The following is a 22641-nucleotide window of genomic DNA, read 5'->3' as shown; positions in this document are numbered from 1 at the left end:
GTCTTCCGCGTGAAGATGTGCCCCCATCGCGGGTGAACGGCAGTTGAACGGCTCACTCATTTGGCCCAGGCAATGGCAGGGTGAGCAGCATGGACGGTCGTGACCTGGTGCGTTCGGTGAAGACAGTCGGTTCGACGGGGGCGGCCCAGGGCTTGCGTACCGTGCGGGCCGCATGGCGAAGGAGGCGTGCCGACGCCGCCGGGCTGCCGCGGCGGGGGGCCGAGCGCGCGCGGGTGCCCGGCCCGGTGGAGGGGGCGGAGCCGGGGCCCGGGGGTGGGATCGTCCGGTTCGCACGGTCCGAGTTGCGCATCACGGTCGCGGTGAGCGGGGCGGTGTTCTGGGGCTGGGACGGGGCCGGTCCGGAGCCGTCCTACGCGCTCGCGGGCCGTTGCCCGGAGCCGGACCCGCGGGCCGTTCTGGAGCCCGACAAGGACGGCGGCTGGCGGGTGGTGGCCGAACGGGTGACGGTTGCCGTCTCGCGGCACGGCGCCGTCGAGGTGCGAACCCCGGGTGGTGTGATCCTGCGCCGTGATCTGCCGCCCCGTTGGTGGGAGCCGGCCGACGGGGGCGGCGCGCGGTGGATGCAGCGCTCGGAAGTGGCCGCCGACGCCCGGTTCTTCGGTCTGGGCGGGCGCGCGGCCGGTCCCAGGCTGCGGGACGGGACGTACCGGCTGTGGAACACGGATCCCGGGCACGCCTTCGCGCCGGGCGACGATCCGCTGTACATCACGATGCCCGTGCAGATGGTGGTCTCCGACGCGGGCACACATCTCGTGTTCCATGACACCTCCTGGGACGGCACGGTGACCCTGCGCGAGGGCGAGGAGGGCGCGGGGTCGGGGCACGACCGCGCGGGCTCGTGCGAATTGCGGATGGACGGCGGCCCGCTGCGCTGCTGGTTGATGGTGGGCACCCCCGCGCGCGTGCTGCACGCCTGGGCCTCGCTCACCGGGGCCCCGGCGCTGCCGCCCGCGTGGGCGCTGGGACACCATCACGCGCGCTGGGGCTTCGGCAGCGAGCAGGAGGTGCGGCGGATCGTCGCGGGCTATCAGGAGCGCGGTCTGCCCCTCGACGCGGTCCACCTGGACATCGATCACTACGACGCCCTCCAGGTGTTCACGGTGGACCGGGAGCGCTTCCCGAAGCTGCCGGTGCTCGCCGAGGAGCTGCGCCGCGACGGCATCCGGCTCGTGTCGATCGTCGACCCGGCGGTCAAGGCCGCACCGGACAACGCGGTGTACGACAGCGGTCTCGCCGAGGACGCCTTCGTGCGGGACGGCTCGGGCCGGCTTGTACGGGGAGTCGTGTGGCCCGGGGAGTCGGTCTATCCGGACTTCACGCACGCGCGTGTGCGGGAGTGGTGGGGCGGCCTCTACGAGGAACGGCTGGCGCAGGGGTTCGCGGGATTCTGGCACGACATGAACGAGCCGACGTCGTTCACGGCGTTCGGGGAGTCGACGCTGCCGAGGTCGGCTCGGCACTCCCTGGAGGGACGTGGCGGCGACCATCGTGAGGCGCACAACGTCTACGCCCTGGGCATGGCACGAGCCGCGTACGAGGGCCTGCGCGAGCTGGATCCCCAGGAGCGGCCGTTCCTCTTCTCGCGCTCCGGGTGGGCCGGAATGCAGCGCTACGGAGGGACCTGGTCCGGAGATGTGGCCACGGGCTGGCCCGGGCTGCGGGCCTCGCTGTCACTGGTGATGGGGCTCGGGCTGTGCGGGGTTCCGTACTCGGGTCCCGACGTGGGCGGATTCGACGGCAGCCCCTCTCCCGAGCTGTACCTGCGATGGTTCCAGCTCGGCGCGTATCTGCCGCTGTTCCGTACGCACGCGAGTCTGCGGGCGGGGCGCCGGGAGCCGTGGGAGTTCGGTGACGACGTACTGGAGCACGCGCGCGCAGCTCTCGTCGAGCGGCGGCGGCTGCTCCCGTACTTCATGACGCTGGCGCTGCTGGCGCGCCGCACGGGCGCACCCTATGTGCGGCCCCTGTGGTGGGCGGCGCCGGAGGACCGGGCGCTCAGGGACTGCGAGGACGCCTTCATGCTAGGTGACAGCCTCCTTGTGGCACCGGTGCTGGACCACGGGGCCGACCGTCGTGCGGTGCAGCTGCCCCGGGGGCGTTGGTACGACACGGTCACCGAGGAGGCTTACGAGGGGCCGGCTCAGGTGTTGCTCGATGCCCCCTTGTCGCGGATTCCGGTGCTGGCGCGCGCGGGTGCCGTCGTGCCCGTCCGGGGCGACGACGGTGGCCTGGAGCTGGAGGCGTGGGCTCCGGCGCGCGGGCGGGTCGGGGGCGGGCTCGCCGTGCCGGACCGCGGCGACGGCTGGGACGAGCCCGAGCTCGAACGTTACGTGACGCGCTGGGAGGGGCAGCACGTGGTCGTGCGGCGGGCCGGAGAGGGCGGAGCGGGCAAGCCGGAGTATCCGGTCCGGGTGCGGGGCCTCGGGGCGCGTTGACGGCCTCCGAGAACCTCGTGGGGCCCCCTCAGATGTACCGTCCCTCGAACCATGCGCGCGCCGCCAAGGTGTGCAGCGGGAAGGCGAGCTCGGTGGGCCGGCGCAGCAGGTGCCAGCCCTGGGTCTCGTCCGTGGCGGCGGACGGCGGCAGTTCGGCGGCCGGGCGCTCCGGTAGGAGCCCGAAGAGCAGCAGGTGGCCGGCGGGAGAGCTCATCGCGTCGGCGAGCCGCACCTCGCGGCTCGCCACGTCGATTCCCGTCTCCTCCTTGAGTTCCCGGGCGACGGCGTGCCGCCAGTCCTCCCGGTGGTCGATGAACCCTCCGGGCAGCGCGATGCCTCCGCGCGCGGGGGCGATGGTCCGGGTGATGACGACCAGGGCGGTGCCCCTGTCGTCGTACACGGGCTGCAGGGCCACCGCGACCGGCAGCGGATTGCGGTAGGCCACACCGCCGCAGACGGCGCAAGTGCGGGGCCAGCCGGAGTTGCCCTCTCCGTAGGGTGCTCCGCAGCTCGAACAGTGCGAGTCCGGCGCGAAGTCGGCGGGTGGGTGCGGGGTTGCGGACACGCCGCGGACTGTAGCCGATCACTTCGCGCTCGTCTTCGGGTGCCTCATCAGGTGCGGTCCGGGCGCCTGTCCAAGTGCGTCTCGTGATGCGGTCCGCCCCGCCGCCACGGGGCGGACCGGCCCGGCTCAGGGGGATGAAGTCAGTGACTTCGTGGACACGGGGAAGTCGAAGTACGTGTCGGGGTAGGGCTCGGGCTTGTACGTGTAGTGCCACCACTCCTCGGCGAGGTTGACGAATCCGAGGCCTTCGAGGGTGCTCTTCAGGAGCAGCCGGTTGGCTCGCTGCACGCCCTGGACGCGTGGGTCCAGCGTGTGCGCGAGGGTGTCGAAGCAGTCGAAGCCGGTACCCATGTCGACGGAGTTGTCCGGGAAGCGGTCGGCCTGGGGCGCGTAGCAGGACACGAGGGGTTCTCCGGGGACGTACGGGCGGGTCGGCTTCGCCGGCAGCCGCACGATCGTGAGGTCCATCGTCGAGCCACGGCTGTGTCCGGACTTCTCGGCGATGTAACCGTCCTCGAACAGACGGGTCTTGTCGACCTGCGGATAGAACTCGGGCTTCATCGCCTGGTCGTCGAGGTCCTCGGCCCAGCGCACGAAGTGGTCGACGGCGCGTTGCGGCCGGTAGCAGTCGTACACCTTGAGGGTGTAGCCCTCGTGCAGCAGTGTCACCTGGGCCTTGTGGAGGGCTTCGGCGGCGGGTCGGGTGAGGATGCAGATCGGCTGCCAGTAGCCGTCGACGCGCTCGCCCACGAAGTTGTGCGGCGTGAAGTAGCGCATCTCCTGGATGATCGTCGGGTCCACGGATCCCAGGGCCACGAAGTCCTCGGGAGCCTTCGGCTCGGGCGTCGCCCGGGCGGTGGCGGAGGCGGCGGTCACGGCCAGTAAGGCGGCGAGTGTGGTCACCAGACCGCGTACGGCGGTGGAGAGTCGTGTCATGCCCCCTGCATCTATCAGGTGCGGGATCCGTCGGGGAAGGGATCACAGGCGGTCGGGCACCATCGAGTGAGGGAATCGGCGGATCGCCCAACGAGCCCCGGAGCCGCACGAGGAGGCACAGCCGGAACCACCCCCGTGGGCCCCGGCCGCACCTCCCGATACTCCGACGCCCAGGAGGCCTCCACGGTTCTCTCCGTCGCGCTGCCTATTTCCCGATGCCCGTGGCACACTTCTGACGTCCCGTCAGATCCAGCGTCGCGGAGGGGTCTTGTCGCGTACACGCACACCCGTGGTCACCGGATGGTTCGCCGGGGACGGGGACGACTTCCGTCTCCTCGGCACGCGCTGCTCCGCGTGCGCCTCGGTCTTCTTCCCCCGCGAGGACGCCTTCTGCCGAAATCCGGGGTGCCGGGGCGGTGAGCTGACTGAGGTTCCGCTGTCCCGGCGCGGTCGGATCTGGTCGTACACCGACAGCCGCTACCGGCCTCCGTCACCGTATGTGACCGATCCGGAACTCTCGTGGGAACCCTATGCGTTGATCGCTGTGGAACTGGAATCCGAGCGACTCGTCGTACTCGGCCAGACGATTCCCGGGATCACCGTCTCCGACCTGGCGGTGGGCATGGAGGTGGAGGTCGTCCCCGGTGTGCTGAACGAGGACGAGGAGACGACCTGGACGACGTGGCACTGGCGGCCGACGGGGGTGACGGCATGAAGGGCATGTGGCGTACGGGGGACGGCATGAGCGGTGAGGTGGCGGTGCTCGGCGCGGGCATGCACCCGTGGGGCAAGTGGGGGCGCGGATTCGTCGAGTACGGGGTCGTGGCGGCGCGTGCTGCACTGGCCGACGCGGGGATCGACTGGCGGGACGTCGGCTCGGTCGTGGGCGCGGACACCGTGCGCGCCGGCTATCCGGGGTACGTGGCGGGAGCGACGTTCGCGAAGGCCCTGGGCTGGCAGGGAGCACGGGTCACGAGTGTGTACGCCGCGTGCGCGTCGGGGGCGCAGGCCATCAACACGGCGCGGACGCAGATCCTTTCGGGCCTCGCGGACGTGGTCCTCGTGGTCGGTGCCGACGCGGCGCCCAAGGGATTCTTCCGTCCGGCGGGCGGGGACAGGCCGGACGATCCCGACTGGCTGCGGTTCCGGGTCCTCGGAGCGACGAATCCGACGTACTTCGGGCTGTACGCACGGCGGCGGATGGCCGTGCACGGGGACACCCTGGAGGACTTCGCGCAGGTCAAGGTGAAGAACGCCGCCCTGGGCGCGCTGAACCCGAACGCGCGGTACCGCAAGAGGGTCACGGCCGAAGAGGTCGCGGGCTCCGCCGTCGTCGCCGACCCGTTGCGGCTGCTCGACATCTGTGCGACGTCCGACGGGGGCGCCGCCCTCGTACTGTCGAGCATGGACTTCGCGCGACGGCACGGGGCGGCGGACCCCGTACGGATCCGCGCGGTGTCGACGGTGACACCGCGCTACCCCACCACCGTGCTCGACCTCCCGGACATCGCCACGGACTCCGCCGTCGCGGTGGAACCCGCGGCCGGCACCTTCCGGGCCTCGATCGCGCGGGCGGCGTACGAGGAGGCGGGCATCGGTCCCGAGGACCTCTCGCTCGCCGAGGTGTACGACCTGTCCACGGCCCTGGAACTGCAGTGGTACGAGGACCTGGGGCTGTGCGGGGACGGGGAGGCCGCGAAGCTGCTGCGGGAGGGTGCCACGTCGCTGGGCGGGCGCATACCGGTGAATGTCAGCGGCGGACTGGCCTCCTTCGGAGAAGCCGTTCCGGCGCAGGCCATAGCCCAGGTGTGCGAGCTGACATGGCAGCTGCGCGGGGACGCGGGCGACCGGCAGGTCGCGAGCGCGCGCGTGGGAATCACGGCGAATCAGGGGCTGTTCGGACACGGTTCGTCGGTCGTCGCCGTTCGCTGAGTCGGCGGCCGGCCGAACGCACCGCATCCAGGGGCGGCGTGCGCCGCGAAGACGACCGTCCACTGGCGCTCGCCCCGCGGCCGTCCGTACTCGGTGTGACGACCTCGGAATGCTGCGTGAACAGCTCGTGAATCGCCCCCGGGCGTGCGCGGGCGGGGCCAGTATGCTCCCGTGCCTTCCTGGACGGATACTGTCCGCTTCGCCTTCCAGCCGGTCGTCAACCTGACGACCGGAGGGGTTGCGGCGCTGGAGATACTCGCCCGTCCCGAATCCGGTGACATCCTGGCACAGGCCCGCCGCGACCCCGAACTCGACGGGCGGCTGGCGGCGTTGGCGATGCGCGCAGCGGCCCGCAGGGAGACGATGCTGCCGCTGCACGTGAATGTCTTCGCCGGGACACTGGCCGATCTCGGACGGCTCGCCGCGCTGCGCGACGCCGTGCGCGAGGCCGGTCGGCTGCCGTGGGAGGTGACGATCGACATCGGTCCGCCGTACACGCACGTGCCGCACCAGGGCCTGCTGGAGGCGGTGTCCACGGTGCGGAGCGAAGGTTTCCGGATCTGCGCGGACGGGGTGGGCGACGGCGACGTACCCCTGCGGCTGCTCACGGACCTCGCGCCCGAGCTGGTGAAACTCGATGCGTCCCTGCTGACGCGGCCGGCGGCGGTCAGGGCGATGCGGACGCTGTGCGAGCAGTTGGGCGCGCTGCTGTCCGTGGAGGGCGTCGAGACGGAGCTGCAGTGCGCGGCCGCGGTGTCGGCGGGGGCGCAGCTGGCGCAGGGCGAGCTCTTCGCGCCGCCCGCGCGGCTGCCCGTCGCGGACGTATACGTTCCGGCCCTCTCCCCCGGCGTCGCGGCGGCCCCCCGGTCGGGACCGTCGGTGCGGCAGTTCGTGCGGCCCGCCGCGCTGCTGCCCGCGACGGCGTCCGCGGGGCAGGTGCGGGCGCTGCTCACCGGCTCGCCCGACGTGTCCGGGGTGCTGCTCGTGGATCCCTCCGGGATCCCGGTCCGCTCGGTGCACCGGTCACGCTTCCTGCTGGCGATGTCGGGACCGTACGGGCATGCCCTGTACGCCGACCGGCCGGCCGCCAAGCTCGGCGATCCGCCGCGTACGGTCGGCGTCGACGCGACCGCATGGGAGGTCCTCGACGTGGTGGCGGACGGCGAGCGGGACCGTACGTCGGACGATGTCGCGGTCGTCGATCACTACGGGCGGTGCGTGGGGGTCGTACGCCTGGCCGATCTCGTACGAGCGCTCTCCGAGAGCCGGGTCGAGGAGGCAGCTGGGCTCAACCCGCTCACCAGGCTGCCCGGTTCGGACGCGATCACCGGCGAGGTGGACCGGCGGATCGCGGACGGCCGGACGTTCGCGCTCAGTTGGCTCGATGTCGACCATTTCAAGCAGGTCAACGACGGAGCGGGCTTCGCCGCGGGAGACGAGCTGATCCGGGAGGTCGGGCGGACGCTGCAGCACGCGGCTTCCGGGACGACCCGGGTGGGGCACATCGGCGGCGACGACTTCCTGGTCCTCGCCGATCCGGAGACTCTCGGCCCGCTGGCCGGCACGGTACTCGACGCGCCCTGGTCGGCGGGCGGACGTCCCGTCACCTTGTCGCTGGCCACGGTCCTGTGCGCACCGGGCAGCGTGACCGACCACCGACAGGCGGCCGCCTGTCTGGCACCGCTCAAGCAGGCAGCCAAGGCTCTGAGCGGGGCGAGTTGGGTGCTGGGGCGGGCGGGACTGCCGGGGCATGAGGTCCTGCGTGGTTCGGGGGCGGAGCGAGCACAGGCCGGTTGAGCGACGGACCGGGAGGGTTCTGAGCAACGGCCGTGCCGCCCGGGGCTCCTGTGACGGGTGAGGGCGAAGGGACGGCCTGCCCGAGACCGTGCCCTGGACAGGCCCGTACCGTGTCCTGATCTTGGCTCGTTCACGGCCTTCAACCGTTGCCGTCGGCGACCTTGACGCCCTCTGGGCGCCGGTGAACACTTCCGGATGTCAGTCGGCATCGCCGCATTCGGGCGTCTTCAGGCACCGCACCGCTCGGGTTCGCGACCTGTTTCCAAGGCCGTCCCCCACGGGCGATTCCGCTGCGACGGCACGCTCGTCACGGACGCCGGGCGGGGCGCGGGACCTCCCTGCCTTCGGCTGAAGTAGCCATGGGAAACGCACCCCGCACGGTGGCCCGGAGCGGACCGCTCCGGGCGAGGCCTAGGAGCCGCCATGAGCAACGGCGACATTTTTGTCGGCGAGTTGATCGGCACTGCGATTCTGATTCTGTTCGGCGCGGGGGTCTGCGCCGCGGTCACCCTCAACAAGTCCAAGGCACAGGGCGCCGGCTGGGTCGTCATCGCGTTCGGATGGGGTTTCGGGGTGCTCGCCGGTGCCTACACCGCGGCGCCGCTGTCCGGCGGTCAGATCAACCCGGCCGTGACCATCGGTTTCGCCATCGAGGGCTCGACGAAGTGGGAGGACGTGCCCTTCTACATTCTGGGCCAGTTCGCAGGCGCCATCATCGGCGCCGTGCTCTGCTGGCTGCTCTACCTCGGCCAGTTCAACCTCAACGCCGACGAGGACAAGGCCATCGAGACGCTGGGCATCTTCTCGACCCGGCCAGAGATCAACCATCCCGTGCAGAACCTCATCACCGAGACCATCGCCACCGTCGGCCTGATGCTGCCCATTCTGGCCATGGTCGGCGGCCACAAACACGTGGCCGGGATCGGCGACGCGGGACTGCCCGTCCAGCTCATCGCGTTCCTCGTGGTCGGTATCGGACTCTCGCTGGGCGGGCCCACCGGGTACGCCATCAACCCGGCCCGTGATCTGGGACCGCGCCTCACCCACGCATTGCTGCCGATTCCCAACAAGGGCACCTCGGAGTGGAGTTACTCCTGGATCCCGGTGGTCGGCCCGATCGCCGGTGCCGCCATCGGGGCCGCGATCTACAACGCAGCCTTCTGACGAGAACGCAGGCTTCCAACGCAGCCTTCTGACGAAGAAGACGTAAGGGGACGTCATGACGGAGAACGCCGAGAAATACGTCGCCGCAATCGACCAGGGCACCACCTCCAGCCGCTGCATCATCTTCGACCGGAGCGGCGCGATCGTCGCCGTCGACCAGCGCGAGCACCGCCAGATCTTCCCCAAACCGGGCTGGGTGGAACACGACGCCACCGAGATCTGGTCCAAGGTGCAGGCGGTCGTCGCGGGAGCGATCGCCAAGGCGGGGCTGCGCGCCGACCAGCTGAGCGCGCTCGGCATCACCAACCAGCGCGAGACGACGGTCCTGTGGGACCGGGCCACCGGCAAGCCCGTGCACAACGCGATCGTGTGGCAGGACACCCGGACCTCGGCGCTCTGCAACCAGCTGGGCGGCACGGACGGCCAGGACCGCTTCCGCGAACAGACCGGCCTGCCGCTGGCCAGCTACTTCTCCGGCCCCAAGGCGGCCTGGCTGCTCGACAACGTGCCGGGGCTGCGCGCGCGTGCCGAGCGCGGCGAGATCGCCTTCGGCACCATCGACTCCTGGCTGATCTGGAACCTGACCGGCGGCACGGACGGCGGTCGGCACGTCACCGACGTCACCAACGCCGGGCGCACCATGCTGATGAACCTGGAGACCCTTCAGTGGGACCCGTCGATCCTCGCGGCGATGAACATCCCCGAGGCGGTGCTGCCCGAGATCAGGTCGTCGGCCGAGGTGTACGGCACCGCCGTGGGCCAGCTGGCGGGCGTCCCCGTCGCCTCGGCGCTCGGCGACCAGCAGGCGGCGGTCTTCGGACAGGCCTGCTACGACGTGGGCACCGCCAAGAACACGTACGGCACCGGCAGCTTCCTGCTGCTCAACACCGGCAACCGGCCCGTCCCCTCGAAGAACGGGCTGCTGACGACCATGGGCTACAAGATCGGCAGCGAGGCGCCCGTCTACTGCCTCGAAGGGTCGATCGCGATCACCGGCGCCCTGGTGCAGTGGTTCCGCGACCAACTGGGCATCATCCGCAACGCCGACGAGATCGAAACGCTGGCCGCGAGCGTCGACGACAACGGCGGCGCGTACATCGTTCCGGCGTTCTCGGGCCTGTTCGCGCCCTACTGGCGCTCCGACGCGCGCGGTGTCGTCACCGGCCTCACCCGGTACGTCACCAAGGCGCACCTCGCCCGCGCGGTCCTGGAGGCGACGAGCTGGCAGACCCGTGAGGTCGTGGACGCCATGTTCCAGGACTCCGGCGTGCAGATCACCACCCTGAAGGTGGACGGCGGCATGACCAAGAACAATCTGCTGATGCAGCACCAGGCGGATGTCCTGGGCGTGCCGGTGATCCGTCCCCGGGTGTCCGAGACGACCTGCCTGGGCGCGGCCTACGCGGCCGGGCTCGCGACCGGTGTGTGGAACGACCTCGACGAGCTGAAGTCGCACTGGCAGAAGGACGTCGAGTGGACACCGTCCATGGAGGCATCCGTGCGCGACCGTGAGTACCACAACTGGCGCAAGGCGGTGGAGAAGAGCTTCGGCTGGCACGAGGACAACGTCAGCTGAGTCAGGGGTCCACGCGCGCGTGCGTCTCGCGTGAGCCACACGCGTGTGCGGGACGACGGCCCGTACCCCGGTCGGCGGGGGTACGGGCCGTATGCGCGGTTCGGACCGTCTGTACGGGTCAGGTGGTGACCGGTTCGCGTCGGTCGGCTCCGTACGCCATCGCGTGCTGGACGACCTCGATGAGGACCTCCTTGGCCGACTCCCGGTCTCTGGCGTCGCACAGGACGACCGGAACCTCGTCGTCGAGGTCGAGTGCCTGGCGGACCTCGTCGACCGGGTACCGGGACGATCCCTCGAAGCAGTTGACGCCCATCACGAACGGTATGGAGCGCCGCTCGAAGTAGTCGACGGCGGCGAAGCAGTCCTCCAGGCGGCGCGTGTCGGCGAGCACGACGGCGCCCAGGGAGCCGGAGGCGAGCTCGTCCCACAGGAACCAGAAGCGGTCCTGTCCGGGCGTCCCGAAGAGGTAGAGCACCAGGTCCTCGCGGAGCGTGATGCGGCCGAAGTCCATGGCGACGGTGGTGGTGTGCTTGCCCTCCACGCCGCTGGTGTCGTCGACCGGGCGGCCCGCCTCGGTGAGCACCTCCTCGGTGCGCAGCGGTTTGATCTCGCTGACCGCGCCGACCAGGGTCGTCTTGCCCACCCCGAAGCCACCGGCCACCAGGATCTTGAGCGTGACGGGCTCGACCGGGGGCTTGCCGCGCTCAGAACGCCCGAAGATCATCGATCTCTTCTCCTGCTTGATGGGGGTCGTGGGACGGTGGGCCGTAGCCTCCGCCGCCGGGGGTTTCGATGACAAGTACGTCGCCGGAGCCGACGTCGGCCGTATCACTTGCGCCAAGTTCCGTGACCGTGCCGTCCGCGCGCTCCACCCGGTTGGCGCCGAGCGCCCCGGGCTCGCCGCCGGCCATGCCGTAGGGCGGGACCCTGCGGTGCTGGGACAGTGTGGAGACTGTCATGGCCTGCTGGAACCGGATACGGCGCACGGCACCGTCCCCGCCGCTCCAGCGTCCGGCTCCGCCACTGCCCGGCCGGACCGCGAACTCTTCGAGCCGGACCGGCAGTCGCCACTCCAGGATCTCGGGGTCGGTGAGCCGCGAGTTGGTCATGTGGGTCTGTACGACGGAGGCGCCGGGGAAGCCGTCGCCCGCGCCGGATCCGGAGGCCACGGTCTCGTAGTACTGGTAGCGCTCGTTGCCGAAGGTGACGTTGTTCATCGTTCCGGACCCTTCGGCCTGCACGCGCAGGGCTCCGTACAGCGCGCCGGTGATCGCCTGAGAGGTCTCCACATTGCCCGCGACCACGGCGGCCGGGGCCTCGGGAGCGAGCATCGAGCCACGCGGCACGACGATGTCGAGCGGGCGCAGACAGCCGTCGTTGAGCGGGATGTCGTCGGCGACCAGAGTGCGGAAGACGTACAGGACGGCGGCGTTGACCACCGCGAAGGGTGCGTTGAAGTTGGTGCCGAGCTGCGGGGACGTACCCGTGAAGTCGACCGTGGCGGAACGATTTTCGCGGTCCACGGAGACCCGGACACGGATGACCGCTCCGGAGTCGGTCTCGTAGGCGAACTCACCGTCTTCCAGGGCGTCGATGACGCGGCGTACGGCTTCTTCCGCGTTGTCCTGGACGTGCCGCATGTAGGCCTGGACGACGTCGAGGCCGAAGTTCTCGATCATGCGGGCGACTTCGTCGACGCCCTTCTGGTTGGCGGCGATCTGGGCACGCAGGTCGGCGAGATTGGTCTTCGGATTGCGCGAGGGGTAGGACGCCTCGGTGAGCAGGCGAAGCGTCTCGGCCTCGCGGAAGCGGCCGTTCTCGGCGAGCAGCCAGTTGTCGAAGAGGATGCCCTCTTCCTCGATGGTGCGGCTGTTCGCGGGCATGGAGCCCGGTGCGATGCCGCCGATCTCGGCGTGGTGTCCGCGCGAGGCGACATAGAACAGGATGTGCTCACCCTCCGTGTCGAAGACCGGGGTGATCACGGTGACGTCGGGGAGGTGGGTGCCTCCGTGGTACGGGTCGTTGACCGCGTACGTGTCACCCGGGCGCATGCTGTCGCCGCGTCGCCGGATGACCTCCTGCACGCTCGTGCCCATCGAGCCCAAGTGGACAGGGATGTGGGGGGCGTTGGCGACGAGGCTGCCGTCGGGGTCGAAGAGCGCGCAAGAGAAGTCCAGGCGTTCCTTGATGTTGACCGACTGGGCCGTGGACTCCAGGCGGGCACCCATCTGCTCGGCGATGGACATGAAGAGGTTGTTGAAGACCTCGAGGAGAACCGGGTCCGCTTGCGTGCCGAGATCGGAACTCTGCGTAACCGCCACGCGTTCCATGACCAGATGCCCGTCGTCGGTCGTCGCGGCCCGCCAGCCGTCGTCGACGACGGTCGTCGCGCCGGCCTCGGTGATGATCGCGGGGCCGGTGACCGTTTCACCGGGCGGCAGTTCCTCGCGGCGGTGCAGGGGTACGTCGCACCAGGCGCCGCCCGTGTGGAGGCTGACCGTCTGCGCCGCGCCTCGGGCGGACGAAGAGGTCGCGAGGGCGGAGAGGTCGGGGGGTTCGGTGAGTCCGGTGGCCTCGACGGAGAGGGCTTCCACGACGACCGGACGGTCGAGGGTGAAGGAGTAGGTGGCGCGATGGCGTTCTTCGAAGGCGTGGGTCATGGTGTCGGGCTCGGTGAGCTCGACGGTGAGCGCCGTGTCCGTTCCGTCGTAGCGGAGTTGGGCCCGGCGGGTGACGCGGATGCGCTCCTCGGGCACGTCCTCGGCGAGGAGTTCGGCGCGGGTGGCGCCCTCCAGGTCGTCGGCGGTCTTGAGGATGCCGGGCATCGCGGAGGCCTCAAGGGGTGCCTCCACGGACTGCTCGCGCATGGCCGTCGTGTCGGCGAGTCCGATGCCGAGGGCGGACAGGACGCCGGCCATGGGCGGGACGAGGACGGTGCGGATGCCGAGCGAGTCGGCGACCATGCACGCGTGCTGGCCGCCCGCACCGCCGAAGGTGGTGAGCGCGTACCGGGTGACGTCGTGGCCCTTCTGGACCGAGATCCGCTTGACCGCGTTGGCGATGTTGGCCACGGCGATCTGCAGGTAACCCTCCGCCACCTGCTCCGGGGTGCGGTCGTCTCCGGTCTTCTCACTGATCTCCCGCGCGAGGGCGGCGAACCGGTCGCGGACGAGGGTGTCGTCGAGGGGCTGGTCGCCGTCGGGGCCGAACACTTCGGGGAAGTGGATGGCTTGGATGCGGCCGAGTGCGACGTTGGCGTCCGTGACGGTGAGCGGGCCGCCACCGCGGTAGCAGGCGGGGCCGGGGTCGGCGCCGGCCGAGTCGGGGCCCACCCGGTAGCGGGAGCCGTCGAAGTGGAGCACCGAGCCGCCGCCCGCGGCGACGGTGTGGATGTCCAGCATGGGCGCCCGCAGCCGGACCCCGGCGATCCGGGTGGTGAAGACCCGCTCGTACTCGCCCGCGAAGTGCGAGACGTCCGTGGAGGTGCCGCCCATGTCGAAGCCGATGACACGGTCGAAGCCGGCGAGCTGCGACATCCGGGCCATGCCGACGATACCGCCCGCCGGGCCGGACAGGATGGCGTCCTTGCCGCGGAACTGACCCGCTTCGGCGAGGCCTCCGTTGGACTGCATGAACATCAGTCGCACGCCCTGGAGCTCATCGGCGACGTGCTGGACGTAGCGGCGCAGCACGGGCGACAGGTAGGCGTCGACGACGGCCGTGTCACCGCGCGGGACGAGCTTCATCAGCGGGCTGACCTCGCTGGAGAGCGAGATCTGCGGGAAGCCGGTGCGTGCCGCCAGTTCAGCGACGGCCTCTTCATGGGCGGGGTGGAGGTGACTGTGCATACAGACGACGGCGACGGCCCGGATCCCGGAGTCGTACGCCTCCTGGAGGGGCCCGGCAAGGGCGTCCAGGTCGGGGGCGCGCAGGACCGTGCCGTCGGCGGCGATCCGCTCGTCGACCTCGACCACGCGTTCATAGAGCAGCTCGGGCAGTTCGATCGCGCGGGCGAAGATGTGGGGGCGGTTCTGGTAGGCGATGCGCAGGGCGTCGCGGAACCCTCGCGTGACGACAAGGAGGGTGCGCTCTCCCTTGCGTTCCAGGAGGGCGTTGGTGGCGACGGTGGTTCCCATGCGGACGGCGTCGATCCGCGCGCCCTGGGCGTCCTGGTTGCCGCCGAGGAGTTCACGCACACCCGCCACCGCCGCGTCGGTGTACCTCGCCCGGTTCTCGGACAGCAGTTTGTGCGTGAGCAGGCGGCCGTCCGGGCGTCGCGCGACGATGTCGGTGAATGTGCCGCCTCGGTCGACCCAGAACTGCCAGCCTGTCACGTCTGTTCCCCGCTTCCGCCCAGCTCAGAGCGCCCGGAGGCCGCTGATCACGTCGCGCAGAATACTCTCGTCCGGCAGCTCGGCAGGGGGTACGGGACGTGTCACATGGACCATTTCCTCGGTCACGAGGTCCCCGATGAGGACCCGGACCACTCCGACGGGCAGGTCGAGCTCGGCGGCGAGCTCGGCGACCGACTGGGGGGTGCCGCGGCAGAGCTCGACTATGTCCACGTGTTCCGGGGACAGCGAATGGTCGGCTTCGGGGTCATCCGCGTGGGGCTCCGTGACGACCACCGCGATCAGGTCGAGGCGATGCTGGGCAGGACTGGTGGTGCGCCCGCGTGTCATGGCATAAGGACGGACCACCGGTCCGGCGTCGTCGTCGAACCAGTGGCGTTTTCCCTGACCGTCTCCGCTCATGCCATCCCACTACCCGCCCGAGGGCAGATCGGTGCGCGGAGCGGCGGCCAGATGTGCGCCGACCCGCTTCACCAGAAGCGTCATTTCGTAGGCGACCTGCCCGACATCGGAGTCGGCGTCCGAAAGAACGGCGAGACAGCTGCCGTCCCCGGCGGCCGTGACGAAGAGGAAGGCCTCCTCGAGCTCGACCACGGTCTGCCGGACACCTCCCGCCTCGAAGTGGCGGCCGACGCCCTTGGCGAGGCTGTGGAAGCCGGAGGCGACGGCGGCCAGGTGCTCGCTGTCCTCCCGGGTCAGATCCTTGGAGGCCCCGGTGGCAAGGCCGTCGCCGGAGAGCACGATCGCCTTGCTGATGCTGGCGACACGGTCCACCAGGTCGTCGAGCAGCCAGTTCAGCTCTCCCGACGTCTTGCTGGTCGCGGTGGGCCCTGTGGCCTTCGGTGCGGTCATCGACCGTCCCCCTTCGTCGTTCCTGGTGCTGTGCCGCCCTGGGCCCCGTCGCCCGCGGCGTTCTCCTCGCGGCCCCGCTGCCAGCCCCGCTGGAGCGAGGCCATCCGGCTGCGTACCTCGTCGGCGTCGCGATCGGCGAGTTCCGCCCCCTTCGGGGTGTGGTCCTTGTCGCGCTCGGCGCGCCGTTCGGGTCCGTCCTTCAACTGAGGGGCCAGATTGGCCTGTCGGACGCGGCGGGGCAGCGGGCTCGCACCCGATTCTGCCCCTTGCGTCGTGGCGGCGGAGCCCCGGGTGGTCCCAGCCCTGCCCGCCGGCGCGTCGGTGGAGCGAGTGCGCCGGGGGAGAGCGGGGGCCTCTCGGAGGCCTGACGCCTCGGAGCGAAGGCCCGGAGTCTCGGTGCGTTCGTTGCTGCGGCGTCCGGAGGTCTCGGGGCGGTCAGCACGCCGGGCGGTCGACGACTGTGCGCTCCCCCTCTCCGCGATGCCTTGCCGCTCCACCGGCTCGAGGACCGGTTCGAGGTTCTCCACCGGCTTCAGCGCCTCGGGGGGCTCCTCGCCCGCCTCGCCGCGCCGGGGCCTCGTCCGGGTCACGGGACGACCGTGCGAGCTGACCAGCTTGGGAGTTCTGCGGCGCGGCAGGGGGACCGGGCCCCCGGCGTGGTCGTCGTCGCCGGAGCGGGCCGTCTCCGCGCCGCCTGTGCGGGGCTGCTGGTGGGGCCGGTGCGGCTCGACCGGGACACCCGCTATGGAGCGGCGCGGCCGGAACAGACCGCCCTGCTCGGCGTCCTCGTCGTCGAGGGCGCCCGGGAAACCGCCGAGCACGTCAAGATCGACCGGCGCCTCCAGTTCGACCGGCCCGTCGAGGATCGCGGCAGGCAGGCCGGGGAGGCGCACCGGTACGTCGGAGAGCGCCGCCTTGCGGTCCTCCTCGATCTTGCCCTCCTTCGAGGGCAGCGCTCGGTCGAGACGGAAGCCGATGCCGTTGGTGTCCGGGACGTCGTCCGTGAGCAGCGCGTCGGGGATGAACACCACGGCGGTGGTGCCGCCGTACGGGGAAGGCTGGAGGGAGACACGGACGTTCTGCCGCTGCGCGAGCCGGCTGACCACGAAGAGACCGAGCCGGTCGGTGTCGGACAGTTCGAACTCGGGGGTCTCGGCGAGCCGTAGGTTGGCGTCGAGGAGCGCTTCGGCCGCCATGCCCAGACCGCGGTCGTGGATCTCCAGGGTGAAACCGTTGGCGACGCGTTCGCCGACGACCTGCACGGCCGTGTGCGGGGGCGAGAACACCGTGGCGTTCTCCAGGAGTTCGGCGACCAGGTGCGTGAGGTCGGCGACCGCGGGCCCGGTGACGGCGACGCGGGGCAGTCGGCGTACCTCGATGCGCTCGTAGTCCTCGACCTCGGCGACGGCGGCGCGGACGATGTCCATGAGCTGGACGGGCTTGCGCCACTGCCGGGACGGGGCCGCGCCGGACAGGATGACCAGGCCCTCGGCATGCCGGCGCATACGGGTGGTCAGGTGGTCGAGGCGGAACAGGTCGGCGAGTTCGTCGGTGTCCTCGGTCCTGCGTTCCATGGTGTCGAGGAGGGTGAGCTGCTTGTGCAGCAGGACCTGGCTGCGGCGGGCGAGGTTGACGAAGACCTCGGAGACGCCGTCCCGCAGTTCGGACTGTTTGACGGCGGCCTCGACGGCCGCACGCTGAAGGGTGTTGAGAGCCTGGCCGACCTCGCCGATCTCGTTCTTGTCGTACTCCAGGCGGGGCACTTCGGTCTCGACGTCGACCTGTTCGCCCCCGGAGAGGCGGCGCATGACGCTGGGGAGGCGGACGCCTGACGCCTCGTGGGCGTCCAGCCGCAGCCGTCGCAGGTCGCGGATGAGGCCCCGGCCGATGCGTACGGACATGACGAGCGAGGCCAGCAGGGCGATGAGTCCGAGGACACCCGCGATGACCGCCTTGACGATGACGCCCGTGGCCACGGGGCCGACACGGTCCTGGTAGCGGTCGCCGGCCTTGTCGTCGAGGTCGGCGAGTTCGTCGAGCACGTGTCCGGCCGCCCGGTCCCAGCTCTGCGCGGTGACACCGTGCGGAGATCCGGCCGGGGAGGTGACGACGGCCTGCTCCGCCACGCGCAGGGGAGCCGTGTCGGCGTTCGACCAGTAGCGCTCGAAGCGGCCTCGTTCCGAGGAGGGCAGCAGCGGCAGGCTGATGTCGTACAGCAGGGTGCGCTGCGCGACGAGATCGGAGATGTCGCGGATGTCGTCGCGGGTGACGCGGCCCGCGACCAGCGCGGAACCGAGGAGGGCGTCCTCACGGGAGAGCAGTTCGCGGGCGTTGGCGACGTTGACGAGGGCGCGGCCCTGCTTGTCCATCTCCACGTTGTCCACGACGTGGAGGTTGGCCATCAGTGTGTAACAGGGGTCGACCAGACGGTTGTAGAGGTCGAGGGCCTGGGCCCGGTTGACGGTGCTCTCCTCGACACTGCGGCGCAGCGAGTCGATGCCGTCGAGGGCGTCCAGGATGGTGGTGAGGCGCTGTGAGGTGCCCCCGTTCATCTCTTCCTGTACGTCTTCGTCCTTGGCGTTCTTGCGGACCTTCGCCACGGCCCGGTCGGTCGCGGTGCGACTGCGCTTCAGCGCAGCCAGCGCGTCGGAGGCGCGGGGATCGGCGAGATAGACGAGTGTCTGGCGGCGTTCCTGCTGGAGAACGCTGATGGTGTCCTCGGTGGGGTAGCCGATCTTCTCGACCACGTCCGACACGTTGAACAGCTGGTTGGCCGCGCGGCCGGTGAGTACCGTCGCGAAGGCCCAGATCCCCGTCAGGGAGAGGAGCGGCACGAGGAGCAGCGCCACGATCTTCCGGCGGATGGACTTCCCGCGAAAGCGCATGGCCTCCCCCAGCTCGACCCCCTCCGGCCCGGGGGCACACCTGTACGTCAACAAACGGCGTGAGCCTACTACTGACGCACAGGTAACTCGAAGACGTGTCCGGGCGGCCGCCCGGCGTGAAGAGGGTGGAACCCTGGCTCTTGAGGGAACCGGAGATGGGCAGTTGTCCGTTCATTGGGGGAGATTGCCGCCCCGAATCCGGCATGGCGAGCCAGAGCCCATCGGGCCAGTGAACTTGGTCAGTTGGCCGGAATTTTTCGCTTGTTGGGAATCTTCCGGGCACATTGTTCGTCCTTCTCTATGGGAAATGGGGGCGGAATCGGCCACAGGGGCCGCATGCCGCGTCCAGGCGGCGTAAAACAGCGCAAGCCGGGCAGCCACTGGGGAGCAGGTGTCGTATGACACCTGTGCGAGGGTCTGCTGGGCGGTGGGGAGTGACAAGTTGATGGGCACGGCGGAGCGGGGCGGGACACCAGGGGTGGGTACTGCGGCGCCTGTGGCGGTGCGATCGGCCACACGAACAACGGATCGCGACATACCGGCGGACTCGGCGGACGGGCGCGACGAAGCGAGCGGACAAGGCGTCGTGACGGACGGTCGCGATCGGGTGAGCCGGCAGAGCGTGGCCCCGGAGGGACGCGACCGGAAGAACGACCGGACGGGTGCCGCCGGAATCGGAAGCGAGCGCATGAGCGCCCAGGCGGAGGGCGGGCCCGGGCCGGTGGGCGGGCGGGGCACTGCAACCGGTGGGCATGAGCGGGCGGTCGGGGAGGGTGCCGCTGACGGTCAGCGGCATGCCGGCGGGCAGGCGCGGGCAGTTCTCGGGCACGCGGACGGATACGAAGAGCAGGCGTACTACCGGCCGTTGTGGATCGAGGAGCCCGCGCGTCGGCGACGGCTGCCCGATCCGGTGCGCACGTCGGCCGTACGTGCGGTGCTGATCATCGCGGTGACCCTGATCCAGGCCGTGATCGCCTTCCTGTCCACGCTGGCGGAGTCCTGGCTCGCCTTCCCGATGGTCCTGAGCAGCGTGGCCAGCACGGTGGTGGCCACCTGGGCCGCCCTCGACGTCTGGGTCACCCGCCAGGTGTGGAACCAGCGCAATGGCGTGGTGTCCGAACCGAGCAGCACCGCAAGGACCCTGAGGCGCGAGCGGCGCCGGGCCCGACGGCAAACACGCGCGACGGAGCGCGCCCAGGAGCGAATACGACGACAGGGCGGCACCGGGCAGTTGTCGCACCCCTGAGTGCGGCTCGCGACGAGTGCGGCTCGCGACTGAGTACGGTACGACTCGCGGCTGAGCCCGGCTCGTGACTGAGCCCGGCTCACGGCTGCCCACGGCACGGCCAAGGGGCGGGCTCCACGGACGCCGTGGAGCCCGTGAACCCGGTGGTCAAGGTGGCCCCCCGTCCGTGGGTCCGCCCACGGGCCGTCAGCTCGACACGGCGCCGGCCGGCTCCACCGGGTCCTCGCTGCGCGCCAGTTCACGGCGTGCCTTCATGAACGGGCGGGGGCGGTCGATGGACAGCACGGCTGTGGTGCGGCCGCCGCGCTCGTACAGGGCGAGAAGGCCGCCTTCGGCCGGTGCGCCGTCGTCGAGCGCGCCCTCGGTGAGGCGGACGGCGTCCGCCGCGTGCCGGCGCCCCGCGAACTGGATCCGTGCGCCGTACTGATCGGACCAGAAGTAGGGCAGGGACCGTGCGCCCTCGACGGTGCGCCCGGCGAGCAAGTTGCGGACCGCGACGCGGGGTTGTTCGGTGGCGGAGGTCCAGTGCTCGGCGCGGGCGCCTCCGACGCGGGCGACGTCGCCGACGGCGACCACCTGCGGCAGTGCGGTCACGCAGCCGTCGTCGCACAGCACGCCATCGTGCAGAGCGAGTGTCGAACCGGCGAGCCAGCCGGTGTTGGGGGTGGCGCCGATGCCCACGATCACGACATCAGCGGGCAGGACCCGGCCGTCGGAGAGCTCCACACCCGTGACGGTGCCGCTCCCCCGCAGGCCGGCGACACCGGTGCCGGTCACGAGGCCTGCACCACCGCGGCGATGCAGGGCGGCGCACACGGCGGCCATCTCGGGGCCGAGTTGGGGAACGAGGGGCAGGGGCGCGGCCTCGACGACGGTGACGTCGTGGCCGAGTCCGGCACAGGAGGAGGCGGTCTCGGCGCCGATGAAGCCGCCTCCGATGACGACGACGCTGCGCGGGCCCCGGGAGAGCTCGGCACGCAGGGCGCGGGCGTCGTCGAGCGTGCGCAGGGTGTGCACGCCGACGAGTCCGTCCCCCGGGAGCCGGCGGGCCGACGCGCCGGTCGCGATGACCACGCCGTCCGTGGAGACGGTGCGGCCGTCGTGGAGGAGGACGGTGCGCCCCCGGGCGTCGAGGCCCCGGGCGCGTACGCCGAGCAGCCACTCGGCGTCGAGTTCGGCGGTCTCCTCGACGTCGGCGAGGGCGAGCTGGGTCTCGTCGGCGCGGCCGGTGAGGAAGTCCTTGGAGAGGGGTGGGCGGTCGTACGGGAGGTGGGGCTCGTCCCCGACGATCACCAGGCGGCCGTCGAACCCCTGATCCCGGAGTTCCCGGGCGGCGTACAGCCCGGAGAGGGAGGCACCGACGACGGTCACGGTCCTCATGAGGCGCGCTCTTGGGCGCACTCGGTCAGGGCGTTCATGCGGCGGTGCCCTCCTCCGCGGCCAGGTGGACGTGGATGATTCCGTCGTCGACGGTGACGCGGTGGGTGCGGACGGGGCGGCGTGCGGGCAGGCAGGTCGGCAGACCCGTACGGAGATCGAATGAGGCGGCGTGCAGCGGGCATTCGACCAGACAGCCCTCCAGCCAGCCCTCCGAGAGGGAGGCGTCCTGGTGGGTGCAGGTGTCGTCGATGGCGTACAACTCGCCGTCGGCGTTGAACACCGCGATGGGCGGCGTGGTGTCGACACGGACGGATTCGCCCGCGGGGAGGTCGTCGAGGCGGCAGACGGGAATCATGGGCCCCCCTCTCGGTCCTGGACTCTTCGTCCGGGACCTCCTGGTCCAGGTGGGTCCGGAGACCTTTCGGGTTCCGGACGCTTCGGTAACATGATGTTTCGCATGGCGCACGAGGGAGCGCTATGCGCAACAGAATCCGCGCGGGGGTCCCGTCACGTCAAGGGCTTCCCGCAGATGCGGCCCAAACCGGGCCGTCAGGTGGTGAGAGTTGAGCTATGACCCGCACGCAGAAGCAGGCTGAGCACAACGGGGACGGTTCCGAGAAGCAGCACGGGAGAGGGGCCGGCAGCGCCGTCCAGTCGGTGGACCGCGCCGTGAGCGTGCTGGAGATCCTCGCCCGGGTCGGGGAGGCCGGGGTCACCGAGATCGCCGAGGAGCTGGACGTGCACAAGTCCACCGCCTTCCGCCTGCTCGGTGTCCTGGAGAACCGCGGTCTGGTGGCCCAGGCCAAGGACCGCGGGAAGTACTACCTGGGGGCCGCCGTACTGCGTCTGGCGGGGGCGGCGGCGGTGCGCCTCGACATCTCCCAGGAGGGCGTGCCGGTCTGTCGCGAACTCGCCGACGAACTGGGCGAGACCGTCAACGTCGCGGTGCTCGACGACGACGCGGCGGTCAACATCATGCAGGCGCGCGGCACCGCGTCGGTCACCGCGCAGAACTGGCTGGGAAGGCGCACCCCGCTGCACGCGACCTCCAGCGGCAAGGTGCTGCTCGCGCACATGCCGCCCACCCTGCGCGAAGGACTGCTCGCGCGCGCCCTGCCACGGTTCACCGAGCGCACGATCACGGGTACGTCCGTGCTGCGCGCCGAGTTGGAGGCCGTGGTCGAGCAGGGCTACGGGGTCACCATCGAGGAACTGGAGCTGGGGCTCGCCGCCGTGGCCGCGCCGATCCGGGCGCACGACGGGAAGGTGATCGGGGCGATCAGCGTGTCGGGTCCGGTGTACCGGCTGAACTCCGACCGACTGCCGGAGCTGGCCAAGCGGACGGTGGCGGCGGGGGCCGAGCTGTCGCGCCGGATGGGGTACGGCTTCTGAGCGCCCTCAGGGGCGAAGGGGCAGGGCACGGGATTCTCCCGGCCCTGCCCCTTCGTGTGTCCAGTCCGTATGTCCGGCACGTTTCGGACGGCCCGTTCCTTTTGCCAA

Annotated in this window: 17 protein-coding genes; 8 read left to right on the top strand and 9 right to left on the bottom strand. The window is 70.9% G+C overall.

The window, feature by feature from the left end:
- Positions 1-89: 89 nt before the first annotated feature.
- Positions 90-2456: a TIM-barrel domain-containing protein gene (locus ACIRA5_RS28645; protein WP_403695131.1), complete on the top strand. Its 2367-nt coding sequence runs from the start codon at positions 90-92 to the stop codon at positions 2454-2456.
- 28 nt (positions 2457-2484) lie between these two features.
- On the opposite strand, the gene ACIRA5_RS28640 is transcribed toward ACIRA5_RS28645, so the two are convergent.
- Both ACIRA5_RS28640 and ACIRA5_RS28635 read right to left on the bottom strand, forming a co-directional pair.
- A complete protein-coding gene (locus ACIRA5_RS28640; RefSeq protein WP_403695128.1) occupies positions 2485-3021 on the bottom strand; it encodes an NUDIX domain-containing protein in 537 nt (178 codons plus the stop codon).
- A gap of 126 nt (positions 3022-3147) precedes the next feature.
- Positions 3148-3957 carry a M15 family metallopeptidase gene (locus ACIRA5_RS28635; RefSeq protein WP_403695125.1) on the bottom strand — a complete coding sequence of 270 codons (810 nt, stop codon included), beginning with the start codon at positions 3955-3957 and terminating at the stop codon, positions 3148-3150.
- 289 nt (positions 3958-4246) lie between these two features.
- Here ACIRA5_RS28635 and ACIRA5_RS28630 point away from each other — a divergent pair, with 289 nt between their 5' ends.
- The 5 genes from ACIRA5_RS28630 (at position 4247) to glpK (ending at position 10426) form a co-directional block, all read left to right on the top strand.
- Positions 4247-4672, top strand: a complete 426-nt coding sequence (locus ACIRA5_RS28630; protein WP_403695187.1) for a Zn-ribbon domain-containing OB-fold protein — start codon at positions 4247-4249, stop codon at positions 4670-4672.
- 26 nt (positions 4673-4698) lie between these two features.
- Entirely contained in the window at positions 4699-5889 is a 1191-nt protein-coding gene (locus tag ACIRA5_RS28625; RefSeq protein ID WP_403695185.1) for a lipid-transfer protein, read from the top strand.
- Positions 5890-6060: 171 nt separating this feature from the next.
- Positions 6061-7686, top strand: coding sequence for an EAL domain-containing protein (locus ACIRA5_RS28620; protein ID WP_403695123.1), 1626 nt, complete (start codon positions 6061-6063; stop codon positions 7684-7686).
- Between the two features lie 423 nt (positions 7687-8109).
- The gene (locus ACIRA5_RS28615) at positions 8110-8850 is read left to right on the top strand and encodes an MIP/aquaporin family protein (RefSeq protein WP_389597333.1); all 741 of its coding nucleotides are present in this window, start codon (positions 8110-8112) and stop codon (positions 8848-8850) included.
- A gap of 55 nt (positions 8851-8905) precedes the next feature.
- A complete protein-coding gene (gene glpK, locus ACIRA5_RS28610) occupies positions 8906-10426 on the top strand; it encodes a glycerol kinase GlpK (protein ID WP_403695121.1) in 1521 nt (506 codons plus the stop codon).
- A gap of 118 nt (positions 10427-10544) precedes the next feature.
- Here glpK and ACIRA5_RS28605 read toward each other — a convergent pair whose 3' ends face one another.
- From ACIRA5_RS28605 to ACIRA5_RS28585, 5 genes are read right to left on the bottom strand one after another with little or no spacing between them, the layout of a single operon-like run.
- Positions 10545-11150 (bottom strand): GTP-binding protein, encoded by a 606-nt coding sequence (locus tag ACIRA5_RS28605; protein WP_403695118.1) that lies wholly within the window; start codon positions 11148-11150, stop codon positions 10545-10547.
- Positions 11131-14760, bottom strand: a complete 3630-nt coding sequence (locus tag ACIRA5_RS28600; RefSeq protein WP_403695116.1) for a hydantoinase B/oxoprolinase family protein — start codon at positions 14758-14760, stop codon at positions 11131-11133. Before ACIRA5_RS28600 ends, ACIRA5_RS28605 begins: the two co-directional genes overlap by 20 nt.
- A gap of 24 nt (positions 14761-14784) precedes the next feature.
- Complete coding sequence (locus tag ACIRA5_RS28595) at positions 14785-15180, bottom strand: DUF742 domain-containing protein (protein ID WP_403695115.1); 396 nt, start codon at positions 15178-15180, stop codon at positions 14785-14787.
- Between the two features lie 9 nt (positions 15181-15189).
- The gene (locus ACIRA5_RS28590) at positions 15190-15630 is read right to left on the bottom strand and encodes a roadblock/LC7 domain-containing protein (RefSeq protein WP_054237190.1); all 441 of its coding nucleotides are present in this window, start codon (positions 15628-15630) and stop codon (positions 15190-15192) included.
- The gene (locus ACIRA5_RS28585; RefSeq protein WP_403695112.1) at positions 15627-18515 is read right to left on the bottom strand and encodes a nitrate- and nitrite sensing domain-containing protein; all 2889 of its coding nucleotides are present in this window, start codon (positions 18513-18515) and stop codon (positions 15627-15629) included. The genes ACIRA5_RS28590 and ACIRA5_RS28585 overlap by 4 nt, the downstream gene beginning before the upstream one ends.
- A 688-nt stretch (positions 18516-19203) precedes the next feature.
- Here ACIRA5_RS28585 and ACIRA5_RS28580 point away from each other — a divergent pair.
- Positions 19204-19761, top strand: a complete 558-nt coding sequence (locus ACIRA5_RS28580; protein WP_403695110.1) for a hypothetical protein — start codon at positions 19204-19206, stop codon at positions 19759-19761.
- 186 nt (positions 19762-19947) lie between these two features.
- On the opposite strand, the gene ACIRA5_RS28575 is transcribed toward ACIRA5_RS28580, so the two are convergent.
- Both ACIRA5_RS28575 and ACIRA5_RS28570 read right to left on the bottom strand, forming a co-directional pair.
- Positions 19948-21141: an NAD(P)/FAD-dependent oxidoreductase gene (locus ACIRA5_RS28575; RefSeq protein WP_403695107.1), complete on the bottom strand. Its 1194-nt coding sequence runs from the start codon at positions 21139-21141 to the stop codon at positions 19948-19950.
- Between the two features lie 34 nt (positions 21142-21175).
- Positions 21176-21496: a bifunctional 3-phenylpropionate/cinnamic acid dioxygenase ferredoxin subunit gene (locus tag ACIRA5_RS28570; RefSeq protein WP_075027482.1), complete on the bottom strand. Its 321-nt coding sequence runs from the start codon at positions 21494-21496 to the stop codon at positions 21176-21178.
- 215 nt (positions 21497-21711) lie between these two features.
- Between ACIRA5_RS28570 and ACIRA5_RS28565 the strand changes: the two genes are divergently transcribed.
- The gene (locus ACIRA5_RS28565) at positions 21712-22533 is read left to right on the top strand and encodes an IclR family transcriptional regulator (protein ID WP_352049201.1); all 822 of its coding nucleotides are present in this window, start codon (positions 21712-21714) and stop codon (positions 22531-22533) included.
- Positions 22534-22641: the final 108 nt, after the last annotated feature.

It is taken from the genome of Streptomyces sp. NPDC096311 (genome assembly GCF_044763085.1).
GTDB lineage: Bacteria > Actinomycetota > Actinomycetes > Streptomycetales > Streptomycetaceae > Streptomyces.
The sequence above is the reverse complement of the archived record's forward strand: the minus strand, read 5'-3'. Positions and strand labels throughout refer to the sequence as shown.